The 13851-nt window shown below is 63.0% G+C and carries 13 protein-coding genes; 3 read left to right on the top strand and 10 right to left on the bottom strand.

From position 1 onward, the window contains the following. A partial coding sequence (locus tag FJ222_02630) for an SPFH/Band 7/PHB domain protein (GenBank protein MBM4163325.1) occupies positions 1-816 on the top strand: 816 nt, incomplete at its 5' end. Positions 817-822: 6 nt separating this feature from the next. Here FJ222_02630 and FJ222_02625 read toward each other — a convergent pair. Beyond that, positions 823-2532, bottom strand: a complete 1710-nt coding sequence (locus tag FJ222_02625) for a YgiQ family radical SAM protein (GenBank protein ID MBM4163324.1) — start codon at positions 2530-2532, stop codon at positions 823-825. Between the two features lie 3 nt (positions 2533-2535). Next, on the bottom strand, positions 2536-2895 hold the full coding sequence (locus FJ222_02620; protein MBM4163323.1) for an aspartate 1-decarboxylase: 360 nt from the start codon (positions 2893-2895) through the stop codon (positions 2536-2538). A gap of 164 nt (positions 2896-3059) precedes the next feature. Between FJ222_02620 and infA the strand changes: the two genes are divergently transcribed. Next, the gene (gene infA / locus FJ222_02615; GenBank protein ID MBM4163322.1) at positions 3060-3281 is read left to right on the top strand and encodes a translation initiation factor IF-1; all 222 of its coding nucleotides are present in this window, start codon (positions 3060-3062) and stop codon (positions 3279-3281) included. A 47-nt stretch (positions 3282-3328) separates the two neighbouring features. After that, complete coding sequence (locus FJ222_02610; protein ID MBM4163321.1) at positions 3329-3994, top strand: vancomycin high temperature exclusion protein; 666 nt, start codon at positions 3329-3331, stop codon at positions 3992-3994. A 79-nt stretch (positions 3995-4073) separates the two neighbouring features. Here the strand turns inward: FJ222_02610 and FJ222_02605 are convergent, their stop codons facing one another. From FJ222_02605 to FJ222_02570, 8 genes are all read right to left on the bottom strand, one after another. Further along, on the bottom strand, positions 4074-4934 hold the full coding sequence (locus FJ222_02605) for a hypothetical protein (protein ID MBM4163320.1): 861 nt from the start codon (positions 4932-4934) through the stop codon (positions 4074-4076). Between the two features lie 57 nt (positions 4935-4991). Continuing rightward, a complete protein-coding gene (amrA, locus tag FJ222_02600; GenBank protein MBM4163319.1) occupies positions 4992-5567 on the bottom strand; it encodes an AmmeMemoRadiSam system protein A in 576 nt (191 codons plus the stop codon). After that, positions 5552-6406 (bottom strand): AmmeMemoRadiSam system protein B, encoded by an 855-nt coding sequence (gene amrB / locus FJ222_02595; GenBank protein MBM4163318.1) that lies wholly within the window; start codon positions 6404-6406, stop codon positions 5552-5554. Before amrB ends, amrA begins: the two co-directional genes overlap by 16 nt. A 3-nt stretch (positions 6407-6409) precedes the next feature. Next, entirely contained in the window at positions 6410-7417 is a 1008-nt protein-coding gene (gene amrS, locus FJ222_02590; protein MBM4163317.1) for an AmmeMemoRadiSam system radical SAM enzyme, read from the bottom strand. Then, complete coding sequence (locus FJ222_02585; GenBank protein ID MBM4163316.1) at positions 7414-9795, bottom strand: ATP-dependent RecD-like DNA helicase; 2382 nt, start codon at positions 9793-9795, stop codon at positions 7414-7416. Before FJ222_02585 ends, amrS begins: the two co-directional genes overlap by 4 nt. After that, positions 9662-10813, bottom strand: a complete 1152-nt coding sequence (lepB, locus tag FJ222_02580; GenBank protein ID MBM4163315.1) for a signal peptidase I — start codon at positions 10811-10813, stop codon at positions 9662-9664. Before lepB ends, FJ222_02585 begins: the two co-directional genes overlap by 134 nt. Before the next feature lie 52 nt (positions 10814-10865). Next, positions 10866-12680 (bottom strand): elongation factor 4, encoded by a 1815-nt coding sequence (gene lepA, locus FJ222_02575; GenBank protein MBM4163314.1) that lies wholly within the window; start codon positions 12678-12680, stop codon positions 10866-10868. Positions 12681-12780: 100 nt separating this feature from the next. Then, complete coding sequence (locus FJ222_02570; GenBank protein MBM4163313.1) at positions 12781-13830, bottom strand: UDP-N-acetylglucosamine--N-acetylmuramyl-(pentapeptide) pyrophosphoryl-undecaprenol N-acetylglucosamine transferase; 1050 nt, start codon at positions 13828-13830, stop codon at positions 12781-12783. Positions 13831-13851 lie beyond the last annotated feature (21 nt).

Here is a 13851-nt window from a genome sequence, read left to right as displayed (position 1 = left end):
GTTCTGTTCGGCAAGGTGATCGGCGTCTTGGAGGAACCCGGATTCGCGTTCCTGTGGCCGCGATTGGGATGGAAGGCTTTGTTTGTCCGCTGGCTCGGACGCTGTCACGTGACCGACATGCGTCTGGATCAGGAATACCTGCGCAGCCAGCCGGTGAACTCCGAGGAGGGGGCGCCGATGGGCATCGGCATCTGGTACGAGATGTTCATCAGTGATCCGGTCTCCTACCTGTTCAAAAACATCGACCCGCGCGGGTCGCTGGCGGCAAACGTCAGTAACTCGACCGTCCGCTGCCTGAGCAATCTGCCGCTGGCGAAGATGCTCGTGGACCGGCACACCATGAGCCGCACGGTGCGCGAGGAGGTCACCCCCAAGTCGCACGAGTGGGGCTACAAGCTGGGCTCGATCTACATCCGCAAGGTCCACTTCCGCGATCCCGAGATGATCCGGCAGATCGAGAGCAAGGTGGTGAACCGGCTGCGCCAGGTCACGGCGGCCATCAAGCAGGATGGCGTCAACCAGGTGAGCATCATCAAGAGCACCGCCGAACGCGAGGCGGCGATCGAGTTCGGCAAGGCGGCGGCGGTGCGGCCGGCCATCGTCGGCAAGGCGATGGCCGAGATCTGCACCGACGCGCACGTGGCTGAGACGATGTTCGATATTCTGGAGACCCAGCGGATCGTCGAAGGGGAGAGCCATCTCACGCTGCTGCGGGTCAAGGAACATGCCCTGCTGCCCGACCTGCTCGCATCCGACTCGCCGGGTCCCGCTGTTCCCGCCCGGAACAGCAGCGCGTCCGATCCCGGCGTCAAATGATCGGCCTTAGCGTGCTTCTCCGGTCAGGATATTCTTCTGTTTTTGCCGCTCGCGAATGCGTTTTTCGACAAAGACAGGCGCCCCCGTGTCGGGATCGAGTCCGGTCCACCAGATTGCCGTTGACCAGGTGGAGGGCGTGGGCGTGAAGATCTGCACCTGCTCGGGTGTGAGCCGGAGCCGGGTTTGAGCGAAGTTGCACAGGCGGCGCATGTCGTCGTCGGTGCATCCGGGGTGGGCGGCGATGAAGTAATAGGTCAGAAATTGCTTCAGCCCGTGGGCGCGGCTGCACGCCTCAAACCGGCTGCGGAATTCCAGCAGCCCTTCGATGCCTGGCTTGCGCATCAGACGCAGAACCCCCGGCTCGCTGTGCTCGGGGGCGAGCTTAAGCTGACCCGAGACATGGTTGGCCGTGAGCGCGTCCAGATAGGTCGCGCCATGCCGTGCGTCGGCCAGCACCAGATCGGGGCGGATTCCCGAACCGACAAACACCTTGCGCACGCCGGAAATCTCGCGTAGCGCCTGCAACAGACGGAGCTGCGGCTCATGCGTCACCGACAGGGAGGGACAGACGGAGGGAAAGAGGCAGGCGGTGTCCGTGCAGGCCCCCGTCTTTTCTTTGCAGGCGCAGTCGAACCCATACATGTTGGCGGTGGGGCCACCGACATCGTGAATGATCCCGGTGAACGCGGGATGCCGGGTGTAGCCGGTTGCTTCGTCAACGAGCGACCGGATGGAACGCCACGTCACGCGCCGCCCCTGGTGCATGGCGATGGCGCAAAAGGCACAGCCGCCATAGCAGCCGCGGTGGCTCGTCAGCGAGAATCGGACGGTATCGAGGGCGCGCACCACGCCACGCGCCGCATCATGCGGGTGGACGTTCTGCGTGAAGGGCAGTGCGTACACCCGATCAAGTTCGCGGGTCTCCAACGGCGCGGCCGGCGGGTTGTGAATGAGCCAGCGCACATCCACCGGCTGGGCCAGGGTGCGGGCGGTGACGGGATCCTGATTGCCGGCAAAGCGGCGGAACATCTCCAGGAACAACCGCTTGGCCGCTTCGGGATCGGCAGGATCGGTTAGTGCGGCAAAGCCGGGCAGGCGAACCGCATCGGCAGGGGGCGCGGACGCCGCGTAGCAGATGCCGCAGATCGACCGCCACTCCGAACCGTCGCGCAGGGCCGAGGCTAACAGAGAAATGGTCCGCTCCGCCATGCCGTAGACGAGGATATCGGCCTTGGCGTCGAAGAGGATCGGACGGCGCAGGCGATCGCTCCAGAAATCGTAATGGGTGATCCGGCGCAGGCTCGCCTCGACGCCTCCGAGCACGATGGGCGCGCAGGGACGGAAGGCGCTGCGGATCAGGTTGGAATAGATGATAGAGGCCCGGTCGGGCCGGCGCGTATTCTCCCCGCCCGGAGTGAAGTCGTCCTGCCGGCGCCGGCGCCCCGAGGCCGTGGTGTTGGCGACGAGAGAATCGACGCACCCGGCGGTGACGCCCCAAAACAGACGGGGCGCGCCGAGGCGGCGGATATCTTCCGGAGAGTGCGTGTCGGGTTGCGCAATCACCCCCACCCGGAAACCGGCGTCGATCAAGACACGGGCGATCACGGCTGTTCCCGAGTGCGGGGTGTCGATCAGCGCATCCCCCGACACCAGCACCACGTCGGGTTCATTCCAGCCGAGGGCCAGCATCTCCGCGCGGGTGCAGGGAATGTCCATGTGTCAGTAAGCCGGTGCCAGAATCCGGTTGCCCGGACCGAGACGCACCACCCGAGGCTGGTGGCCCTTGGCCTCCTCGGGCGTCATGTGACAAAAAACCATAACGATCAGTCTATTGCCAATCGAACCGAGGTGGGCCGCCGCGCCGTTCAGACACGCGACACCGCTGCCACGCGGGCCCGGAATGGCGTAGGTTTCCAACCGGTTGCCGTTCTCCATAACGGCGATCAAAATTTTCTCGAAGCAGACCAGCCCGATGGCGTCCATCAGATCCTCGTCAATGGTCAGGCTTCCCTGATACTCGAGGTCGGCTTGAGTGACGCGCAGGTGATGCAGCTTGGCTTTGAGCAACGTAACTAACATAAAACGTTCCACTTTGTGAAAAACAGGCGACATCGTATCGTTTTCCGCCGCCCAATGCAAGCCGAGATACAACCGATATTTTTTTGACGCTTGCGTATTTCAGGCGTTGTGGCGTAAACTGTTGCCCGTGTTTGGTAAAAACTCGCGTGTAAGGTTCTTCTGGTATGCCAAGTGATGATGCAATTGAGGTGATGGGCACGGTAATCAAGGTGTTACCGGCCACGATGTACCGTGTCAAGCTCGACAACGGGCATGAAGTTCTGGCCCACATTTCGGGCAAGATGCGCAAGTTCTTCATCAAGATCGCCGCTGGCGACAAGGTGACGCTCGAAATTTCGCCCTACGATCTGAGCAAGGGGCGCATCATCTACCGGCACAAGACCTAATCCGCTCCAACCGACGTCCCCGATTGCCGCTGGGTGAACGAAACCCGATGAAACGGAAACTCAAGGTGATCGTTGGTCTGGTTGCGGGTCTGGCGGTTGTGGCCGTCATCGCTGCTGGCGCGTTAATCCGGGCGGAATCCCATGGACGCACCTACTCGGATGTCACGCGCATCCCCCACCGACGTGTTGGTGTCCTCTTGGGTTGTTCCCGGAGGCTTTCGAATGGCCGGACGAATCTCTTCTTTTCCTATCGCGTGGCCGCTGCGGCAACGCTTTTCCAGGCCGGCAAGATTGACTTCATCATTGTCAGCGGCGACAACCACGTGTCCGGCTATGATGAGCCGACTGACATGAAACAGGCGCTTGTGGCGGCCGGCGTTCCTGCAGGGAGAATTTACTGCGATTTTGCCGGGTTCCGGACGCTCGATTCGATTGCACGCGCCAAGGCGGTCTTTGGCCAGACCTCCATCACGGTCGTGTCGCAGGAGTTTCACAATCAGCGGGCCATTTACCTCGCCCGGCATGAGGGGATTGACGCAGTGGGTTTCAACGCGCGCGAGGTCACATCGGTCCGAGGGGTGCGCACCACGTTGAGAGAGCAATTCGCCCGCGTGAAGGCGGTGCTGGACGTGTGTCTGCTCGGCACACGCCCGAAGTTTCTCGGTCCGCGAATCGAGATTGGCGATGCCATCCAACCCGCCGGTGGAGGGTAGACCTGATCGGCTGCGGGGGCGCTGGAGAATGCAGGATAAACGTTGAGGTAGGGCGGCGGCTTCTCGATGTCTGTATGCTTCAGTTTGCCTGTCCCCTATGCGTCCTATGCCCAGGCCGCGATGCCATCGACTGCCGTCGGCCTTTGCGGGCGATAAAGTCCTCGACTTCCGGCATGTACAGATCGTGGTGGGTGAGACCCGCGCTTGCCAGCCGCTGGCGCGCGAGGCTGAAATTGGTGATCTGCTCGCGCGCGTGGGAATCCGTGCCGATGACCACCGGGATCCCGCGGTCCGCCGCGATTCTGAGCATGCGCACCTCCGCAGTCTCCGGCGTATTCGGGTTCGAATTCAGTTCCAAAGCCACGCCGCGCTCCTCGACCCACCGGAGCACACGCCGGATCGCATCATCGGAAATACGCCCTTTGTTCACCGAGGCGAGCCAACGGAACGGATGCGCGAACACATCCACCTCGGGCGTGTTCAGCAGCGTGTCCACAAAATCCAGCCACGCCCGCTCGCGCGCTTCCTCGGACTCAATCTTCTCGATCCATGGCGCAAAATGAATCCCGCACAGGATCACGTCAAACGCATCTGTGAACTCCGGATCATGGGTCAGCCGACCATCCCGCATCATATCGGTCTCGATGCCGGCAAAGACATTGGCGTTCTTCAGATCCCGGATCTTTCCGATCCCCGCCCGGAGATTGGCGTTGCCGATCTCACGCGCTGCATCGAAGTGTTCGGGTTCCTCCATCCATCGCCCGGACCACAGCAGGTCAATCTCATGAATGAAGTAATGCATAAAGCCGTGGTCGGTGATCACCACGCGCCGCATCTCATCGCCCAATAATCCGGCGTACAAGGCCGGAGTCAGCTCACACTCGCAACAGGGGTCCACATTCGTGTGACTGTGAAAATTGGTCCATCCGCACGTTTGCATACGCGTCGTTTCCCTCACGTGTTCAAATCACATCCGTTACGTCCACCCGGCACCCGGTTATGCCTCCCCGAAGACTTCGGCATCGAAGACCAGGAATTGGGCGCCCCGCTCCCAGGCGTCAGGGGCGAGTCCGGCCTTGCGCGAGAGAAAGCGGAGCGTCGTCTCGAGATCCCACCCTTGTTCACCCGGCACCTGCGGCAGAAAAACCGCGCTGCGTCCGTTTTTCTTGAGGACAATTCCGTGGCGGCCGAGGACAATCTCACGCCAGGATGCCACCGGTTCCGGAGCGGTCAGGGCCGAAATCTCAATCCGCACCTGCGGCGCCTCCTGAATCGTCAGGGGTTGGAAGCGCGGATCGTGCAGCGCGGCGTTGACGGCCTGCTCGCGCACCACCCGCCAGATCTCGCGCGTGGGAACAATCTCGCCGATACAGCCCCGCAACTCGCCATCCAGTGTGAGCGTCACAAAGCCGCCCATCACCTGCCGGGCACTCACGCCGATCCCCTCCCCCTCCGGCTCCTGCCGGGGGATGTCGCCGCCCCGCACCGCCGCATCAACCGTCTGCCGAGCCAGTGCCGTCAACCACTCCCGTGTCGCCGTGTCCAACATGCCGCACCTCACCACGCCACCCATGCGCTCAGATAACTCACCGAGTTCTCCCAATCACCGGTCATTCGACCGGACTGGTCATAAGCTATTTCGGTAACCATCGCTCCCGGGCCGGCAACGGCAATAGCAATCGTCAGCGGATTCTCTCCGCACACCGTCGCGCCGGTCTCCTGCAGGACCTGCCGGAAGCCGGCGGCGTCTCCGGCGGCGACCCGCTCGAACACACGGTGATCCAGCTCGCGCAGCCGCCGGGACACATTGTCCGTGAACGGCACATAATCAAAGTTGGGGCCGTAGTGGGTGAAATCGGTGCTCACCACGAGGAGCGTGCGGCTGTCCAGCATCCCGCGCAGCGTCTGGCCGAAGGCCTGGGCCGCCGCGTCGCCAAACCCGCCGCAGACGAGAGAAACCACGCGCAGCGGAAGCCCGGCAAACACCGTTTGCAGGAGCGGGATCTGGATCTGGTCGCTGTGCTCGCGCGCGTGGGCGCGCGGCTCGACGATGGCGAAGGGGGTGGCCAGCAGGCGCCGCGCGAAATCGGGATCGGCCGGACAGTCGCCCAGCGGCGTCCGGATATGCGCCACATCCAGCACGCTCACGCAATCCCGCAGGGCGACCGAATGGCTCGGGCCCAACACGACCGCGCGGTCATAGCGGCCGGGATCGAACCGGGCGTAGGCCGCCATCGCCACTTGTCCCGAGTACGCGTAACCGGCGTGGGGGACGATGACCGCGCGCACGCCGGGTATCGGCGCGGGCGCGGGCTGCGGCGCCAGCGCGGCCAGTTCGCGCCGCAACGCATCCCGGTCGTCGGAGTACCACCGGCCGGCCAATGGCGTGACAAAGACCCGATTCTCATTCATGGCTCATCTCCAGACCCCGGCTGCGACACGGCCACACGTTGGGCATTTGCCGTCCTGCAAACGATCTTCGCACACCGTGAAGCCGCGGCGGCGCAGCAGCACGCCGTCGCAGCCGACGCAGATCGTGTCGTCCGTGCCCGAGATGTCGGCGTTGCCGATATACACGTGACGCAATCCGGACTCCAGCGCGCAGGCCCGCGCCCGCAGCAGGGTCTCCTCGGGCGTGTTCGGCAATTCGACAAGCTGGTGGGTCGGGAAAAAACGGGAGAGGTGCAACGGCGTCTCCGCACCGAGATTCGCCGAAATCCACCCGGCCAACTGAGTGAAATCCGCGTCGGTGTCGTTCAGCGTTGGAATGATCAGACACGTCACCTCAATCCAGACACCCGCCGCGCGCAACTGTACCAGCGCATCCAGAACGGGCTTGACGGAATCCACGCCGCAGACCTTGCGGTAGAAGGCGTCGTTCATCGACTTGATGTCCACATTCGCCGCGTCGATCACCGACGCGGCCACACGGACCGTTTCGGACGTCGCATAGCCCGCCGTGACGAGGATGTTACGCAGTCCCGTTTCGCGGCAGACCTGCGCGCAGTCGCGCACATACTCGATGGCGACGAGAGGCTCGGTGTAGGTGTAAGATACGGACGGACATCCGTTCTCCTGAGCAGCGGCGGCCACGGCCCGCGGCGGCAGGTCATACGACGGCGACTTGTTAAAGCTGCGCTGGGAGATTTCGGCATTCTGGCAATTGAGGCAGCTCAGGTTGCATCCCGCCGTGCCGATCGAGAAGGTTTTTGTCGCTGGTAGAAAATGGTAAAGCGGCTTTTTTGCAATCGGATCCACATGAACCGCGCACGGATGCCCGTAGGCCATCAGCACGACACGTCCGCGGACGTTCCGCCTCACCCGGCAGCGTCCTATCTGCCCCACCCCCAACACACATCCGTGTGGACATACCGTACATGCAATCTGAGCCATCGATCCCCCGCGCTTTCTTGTAACCTTCATCCGTGCTGCCGCAACCGGTCCTGCAGACCGGTGCGGCGTTCAACGACGAGATTGTTGCGAATAGCCATCTGGATCGCCTGCTGCGAGCCGACGATGCAAACCAGTCTGCGGCCACGGGTGATCCCCGTGTAGAGCAAATTCCGTTGCAGCAGCTTGAAGTGCTGCGTATGGAGAATCAGCACAACGGCGGGGTACTCACTCCCCTGAGACTTATGAATGGTGCAGGCGTAAGCGAGGACCAGTTCGTCCAGCTCGGCATGCTCGTACTGCACGGGCCGGCCGTCAAAGGTCACCACCATCTCGCGAGCCGTGGCGTCCACCGACCGAACAAAGCCGATGTCGCCGTTGTAAATGTCCTTGTCGTAATTGTTGCGAATCTGCATCACACGGTCATTCGCGCGAAACAGTGTCCCGCCGCGCGCCAAGGTCTCTCCGATCGGATTCAACGCCTGCTGGAGCACCGTGTTGAGGTTCTCGGCGCCGAGGCTGTTGCGCCGCATCGGCGTGAGCACCTGGATATCTTCGAGCGGCGAAAGCCCGAACCGCTGGGGGATGCGCCGCGACACCAAATCGACGAGCCGTGTCAGGATCGTATCGGACTCCGCGGTATCGATAAAGTAGAAATCGCTCGCGCCCTCAGCCGTTTCGATCATCTCGCCATGGTTGATATGGTGCGCGTTGCGGACAATCAGCCCGGTGGTGTCCTGCCGGAAGATGGTGTCGAGGGTGCTGCACGGAACCGCGCGGGATCGAATGATATCGCGCAGGACATTGCCGGGGCCCACGCTGGGGAGCTGATCGGTGTCGCCCACGAGGATCAGCGAGGCGGTATCGGGCAGCGCCTCGAGCAACTGGCTCATCAGGCGGATATCCACCATCGAGGACTCGTCAAGGATAAACACATCGCCTTCCAGCCGGTTGTCCCGGTCGTAGTCAAAGGCATGATCATTGGGATTGTATTTGAGCAGGCGATGGATGGTGAGCGCCTCATGGCCGGTCGCCTCGCTCATCCGCTTCGCCGCCCGGCCGGTGGGCGCGGCGAGCGCAACGGTCAGGCGCCGGGCGGTGAATATCTCGGTCAGCGCCCGGATGATCGTGGTTTTGCCGACTCCGGGGCCGCCGGTGATCACGGCCACTTTCGATTCGATGGCGGTCACCAGCGCGGCACGCTGCGCGTCGGCCAATTGGATGCCCATCTTACCCTCGGCCCAGATCAGCGCGCGCGGCGCGGCGATGCTCGGGAACCTCACGGCGTGGTCGAGCAGCCGCAACAGTCCCGCAGCCACCTCGCGCTCGGCCTCGTAAAGCGCGCGCAGATAGACATGCCCTGTTTCGCGAACCAGCGCGCCACGGGCAATTTCATCGGCCAGCGCCTCGGTCAGCGTCTCGGCGGGAATATCGAGCAACTCCTGCGCGTGGAGGATCACGTCGGCCTCGATGCCGAAGCAGTGGCCCCCCTCATCGGCCTGCGACTGGAGCAAGTAGAGCAGACCTGCGCGGGCGCGAGCGGGGGATTCCCGGGGCACGCCGACACTGAGCGCGATCGCGTCGGCTGTTTTGAAGCCGATCCCCCAGACGTCCGTGCACAGGCGGTAGGGATTGGATTTGACCACCGCGATGGCGTCGGGGCCATATTGCCGGAAAATGCGCGCCGCCTGCGCCGACCCGATCCCATGGGACTGCAGAAAAATCATGATGTCGCGCACGCTCCGCTGCTCGATCCAGGACGCCTTGATTTGATTGCGGCGGTGTTTGCCGATCCCCTCCACCTCCTCGAGCCGGCGCGACTCCCTTTCGATGACCTGCAGCGTGGTGTCGCCGAAACGGTCGACAATCCGTTTGGCCAGCTCCTTGCCCACGCCCCGGATCATGCCGCTCCCCAGGTAGCGGCGGATTCCTTCGGCCGAGGTCGGCGTCACGCAGACGATCGAGGCGGCTTGGAACTGCTTGCCATGCTGCGGATGGCGAATCCACGATCCCTCGGCCGTTATCTCTTCCCCCTCCCAGACGGCGGCGCACGATCCGACCAGCGTGAAAACGTCTCCCGCTGGGGTCGTCGGACGGATCGTGCAGACGGTGTAGCCGGTCTCGTCGTTGCGAAAGACGAGGGACACCACCGAACCCGCGACCTTCTCGACTGCGGCTTGATGACCGGCCTCGGCGGCCGCATCCGACGGTTTGTGCTTATCGATCGCCATGTCCGGTCCCGCCGTTACAAGAGGCTCCGCATCATCAGGTCCGTGTTCACCGAATCCATCCAAAACGGTGCGAGGTAAAAGGCCAGTAGACGACGGTGGCGGGGCCGATGAGGTTGCGTTCGGGCACAGGTCCCCAGAATCGGCTGTCGAGGCTGTTGCGACTGTTGTCGCCCAGCGCATAATATTCGTTGCTGTCGAGCGACACGCTGTCGCCGGCCATCGTCAGCGACTTGGGGTGCAACCCATCGCGAACATCCGGAACCGTAAACCCGGCATAGTTCGGCGCCCAATCGGCGACTTTTTCGCAGCGTGAGATGATCCCGATCCGATCGGGTTCGGACACGGGAACACCGCCGATGAACAAGTGGGGCGGACGGATGGAGAGGGTCTCGCCCGGCAGGCCGCACATCCGCTTGATGTAGTGCGTGCCGGGGGAAAGCCCCTTGATCCCGTCTGTGGAAAAAACCATGACCTCGCCGCGCTGCGGCCGTCGGAAGTTCCACACCCAGCGATTGACAAACACAAAGTCACCCTCCGTGACGATTCCGGACCACAAGACCGCGCCCGAGGCGATCCGGTTTTCGGCGTTCAAATGCAGCGACTGGCTCCTCTGCAGCGCGTCGCTCGGCACAAAATAGGTCTGTCCCGCGATCTGGATGGCGGCGTACCCCGGGCGGGCGTCATTGTTCTTCACGCGCGACGCCACTCCGCCCGTATTCACCCGAACCTCCTTGTACCAGTCGCCGGTCACCAGCCAGTTCACCAGCTTAAGCGGCATACGATCCCATAGACCGGGCGAAGCCTGCTCATACGACGCGATACCCGAAAGCGTGGGGTACATCGATCCCGTCGGGATCTTGAAGGGTTGGTAGAAATAGGCGCGGAAGGCCATCGCCACCGAAAGCGCGATCACGACCACCTCGAAATTGCCCCGCCACGCGCTCAAAGTCCGCACGGGCGAAAGGCGGTTGAGCAGGGCGCTTAATGCATCCGCGATCGCATCGGCTTCGGTTCTGGATCCGTGCCGCACCCCGCGCCGCGCGTCGGCCATCATGCGGCCAAGCTCCGCGCGATCTGCGGGGTTTAGCAAATCCTCGCGCATCGCCTTGACCGTGTCGGCGCTGTTCAGCATCTCTTTCAGATGCTTGCGCGCCTTCCAGGTGGCCCGGATCTCAACGATTTTTGCATATGCCTGCATGGACGCTCCTTGGGGGTCAACACCCAGTCTGGCGGGCGATGATACCCCATCCCTACGAATCGTTTCCGCCTTTTAAAACGGCGATAAAAGCCGACTGCGGCACCCTGACCGTGCCGAATTCCTTCATTCGTTTCTTGCCTTCGGCCTGTTTCTTCAGCACCTTCTGCTTGCGGGTGACATCGCCGCCGTACAACTTGGCCGTCACATCCTTGCGAAAGGCGCGGATGTCTTCACGGGCGATAATGTTGCGGCCCAGCGTGGCCTGCACCGGGATCTTGAACATGTGCGGCGGGATCTCTTCGCTCAGCGCCTTGCAGATCTGGCGACCGCGGTAAACCGCCTTATCCTTGTGCACCATGCAGGAAAAAGCGTCAATGACCTCGCCATTGAGCAAAATGTCCATCTTGACAATGTCGCTAGGTTGATATCCGATCGGCTCATAGTCCATCGAGGCATAGCCGCGGCTGATGCTCTTGAGGGTATCATGAAAATCGATCAGAATCTCGTTGAGCGGCAACATGCAGGTCAGGATCACCCGCTTGGCGTCGAGACTCTCGGTTGTGCGCATCTCGCCGCGCCGGTCCATCACGAGACGCATGATCTCGCCAATGTAAAGGCTCGGCGTGATGAGCGTTGCCCGGATGATCGGCTCCTCAATATGGTCGATCCGCGTCACGTCAGGCATCCGGGTCGGGTTGTCAATATCCATCACGGTGCCGTCGTTCATGAATATCTTGTAGACCACCGCCGGATGGGTGCTGATGATGTCCAGATCAAACTCGCGACGGAGCCGTTCCTGAACCACCTCCATGTGCAGCAACCCGAGAAAACCGCACCGGAACCCAAACCCCAAGGCGACCGAGCTTTCCGAGTGAAAGCTAAAGGCTGCGTCGTTCAAATGAAGCTTTTCGAGTCCGCTGCGCACTTTTCCGTATTCGTCGCTGCTCACGGGGTAGAGGCCGCTGAACACCATCGGCCGGACTTCCTTGTACCCGGGAAGGGCTTCGGATGAGCCGTCCTTGACCGTCGTCACCGTGTCGCCGATCTTCACGTCGCGCGGATCGCGAATTGTGCCAGCGATGTAGCCGACCTGGCCCGCTTCGAGCACCGCGAGCGGCTTCTGCGTGGGACTGAAAATGCCGACCTCGCGCACCTGCGTCTCCACGCCGTTGCTCAGAAAACGCACGGTGTCTCCCGCTTGGATACAGCCGTCCACAACCCGCACATAGGGGATCACGCCGCGGAACGCATCAAAGACCGAGTCGAACACCAACGCCCGCAACGGCGCATCGTTGCCGCGGGTCTTGGGCGGATGAAGGCGGGTGACGACGGCTTCCAGAACCTCCGAAACATTGAGGCCCGTCTTGGCGCTGATTAGCAACGGGTGCTCCATGCTGATGCCCAGCACATCCTCAACCTGCTTGGACACCTCCTGCACATCCGCGCCAGGCAGATCCACCTTGTTCAGGACCGGAATGATCTCGAGTCCGGCGTCGATCGCCAGATAGGCGTTGGCGACGGTCTGAGCCTCGACGCCCTGACACGCATCGACCACCAGAATCGCCCCTTCGCAGGCACCCATGCTGCGGGAGACTTCGTAAGTGAAGTCGACATGACCGGGGGTGTCGATCAGATTGAAACGAAACACGCGACCGTCCCGCGCCGTGTAGTGCATCGAGACGGGGTGGCATTTGATGGTGATCCCGCGCTCGCGCTCGAGGTCCATCGCATCGAGCGTCTGTTCGCGCATCAGTCGCGACTCAATGGTGTGGGTCAGCTCCAAAATGCGGTCAGACAACGTCGTCTTCCCATGATCAATATGGGCAATGATGCAAAAGTTGCGGGTGTTTTCGATGCTGTGTTCCATAAATAAATCAATTCCAGATGCCCTGACAGCACCCTCGCGGCTGGCTGTCTTGGGTTGAAAATAGTACCTTTTTCAGACCCGAATGTCACGCCCGGCTTTTTTATCCCTGGGCGTCGACCACGCAATCGGCGAGGCGCGCGTCTGCGTCGGGAACGGCCAACCGCAGCAGCGCGGCCGTCATAGAAGCGCGTCGCGAAGGGTCATTCGCCAGGCCGTGAAGCAGATCGGCCAGGGTGTCGTCCGTCAACTCATCCTGATCTGCAACCACCGCCCCGCCTCCGATGGCGAGCGCGGCCGCATTATGCCGCTGATGATCGCGCACCGCGCCCGGCAGCGGGATCAGAACCGCAGGCACCCCGCACAGGCAGAGTTCGGCACATGTCACGGCCCCGGCGCGGCATACGGCAACGTCAGCCGCAGCATAGGCGGCCCCCATGTCGCGGATAAACGGGACGACCTGCGCATCGACGCCCGCCGCCGCATAGCGTGCACGCAAGCCATCGGCGTCGGCCGCCCCGCTTTGATGCAGGACCCGCAGCCCGTTAACCCCCTGCGCCCTCAATCGGCACAGTGCGCCACAGCAGCGTTCATTCACCGCATGCGCGCCCTGGCTGCCGCCCGTCACCAACACGGCAACCCCTTGCGCCTGTCTGGCCGGGCACCGCGCCACGGCGAGCTCGCGCCGTACCGGCAGACCCGTCAGAACCACCCGCCGGCCCGGAAGCGCCGCATGCGTCCCCGAAAAACTCACCGCCGTCACCCGCGCGAGCCGCGACAACCACTCAACCGCTTGCCCCGGAACGGTGTTGGCCTCGTGCAGCACCACCGGCACGCCACACAGCCAGGCAGCCACCGTCGGCGGCAGACTCGCGTAGCTGCCCATGGCCAGCATGCGATCAGGCCGGGCTCGCCGCACCTGCCGCATGCAGCGGAAGACCGACGCCAGCAGTACGATAACGGTCCGCGCGCGAAGCGGCCGCGCCCCGGTTCGCCAGATCGGGCCGTCCCAGGCGGGCCGTGCTGCCTCCTCGACCGCCCGCCCCGAGAGCCAGACGGTCACGTCGTGTCCCCGCTCCCGCAGCGCCCGAGCGGTCGCCAACCCCGGGAACACATGCCCGCCCGTCCCGCCGCACGCCACGATGATCTTCATTGCCCGCTCCCCGGTTTCACG

Source organism: Lentisphaerota bacterium, from assembly GCA_016873675.1.
Classification (GTDB): Bacteria; Verrucomicrobiota; Kiritimatiellia; order RFP12; family JAAYNR01; genus VGWG01.
The sequence above is the reverse complement of the archived record's forward strand: the minus strand, read 5'-3'. Positions and strand labels throughout refer to the sequence as shown.

Bases quoted from the DNA above. Each gene is read 5' to 3' on its own strand.
- FJ222_02625 (MBM4163324.1), bottom strand. From the start codon at position 2,532: ATGGACATTCCCTGCACCCGCGCGGAGATGCTGGCCCTCGGCTGGAAT.
- FJ222_02620 (MBM4163323.1), bottom strand. From the start codon at position 2,895: ATGTTAGTTACGTTGCTCAAAGCCAAGCTGCATCACCTGCGCGTCACT.
- infA (MBM4163322.1), top strand. From the start codon at position 3,060: ATGCCAAGTGATGATGCAATTGAGGTGATGGGCACGGTAATCAAGGTG.
- FJ222_02610 (MBM4163321.1), top strand. From the start codon at position 3,329: ATGAAACGGAAACTCAAGGTGATCGTTGGTCTGGTTGCGGGTCTGGCG.
- FJ222_02605 (MBM4163320.1), bottom strand. From the start codon at position 4,934: ATGCAAACGTGCGGATGGACCAATTTTCACAGTCACACGAATGTGGAC.
- amrA (MBM4163319.1), bottom strand. From the start codon at position 5,567: ATGGGTGGCGTGGTGAGGTGCGGCATGTTGGACACGGCGACACGGGAG.
- amrB (MBM4163318.1), bottom strand. From the start codon at position 6,406: ATGAATGAGAATCGGGTCTTTGTCACGCCATTGGCCGGCCGGTGGTAC.
- amrS (MBM4163317.1), bottom strand. From the start codon at position 7,417: ATGAAGGTTACAAGAAAGCGCGGGGGATCGATGGCTCAGATTGCATGT.
- FJ222_02585 (MBM4163316.1), bottom strand. From the start codon at position 9,795: ATGCGCTGGGCGACAACAGTCGCAACAGCCTCGACAGCCGATTCTGGG.
- lepB (MBM4163315.1), bottom strand. From the start codon at position 10,813: ATGCAGGCATATGCAAAAATCGTTGAGATCCGGGCCACCTGGAAGGCG.
- lepA (MBM4163314.1), bottom strand. From the start codon at position 12,680: ATGGAACACAGCATCGAAAACACCCGCAACTTTTGCATCATTGCCCAT.
- FJ222_02570 (MBM4163313.1), bottom strand. From the start codon at position 13,830: ATGAAGATCATCGTGGCGTGCGGCGGGACGGGCGGGCATGTGTTCCCG.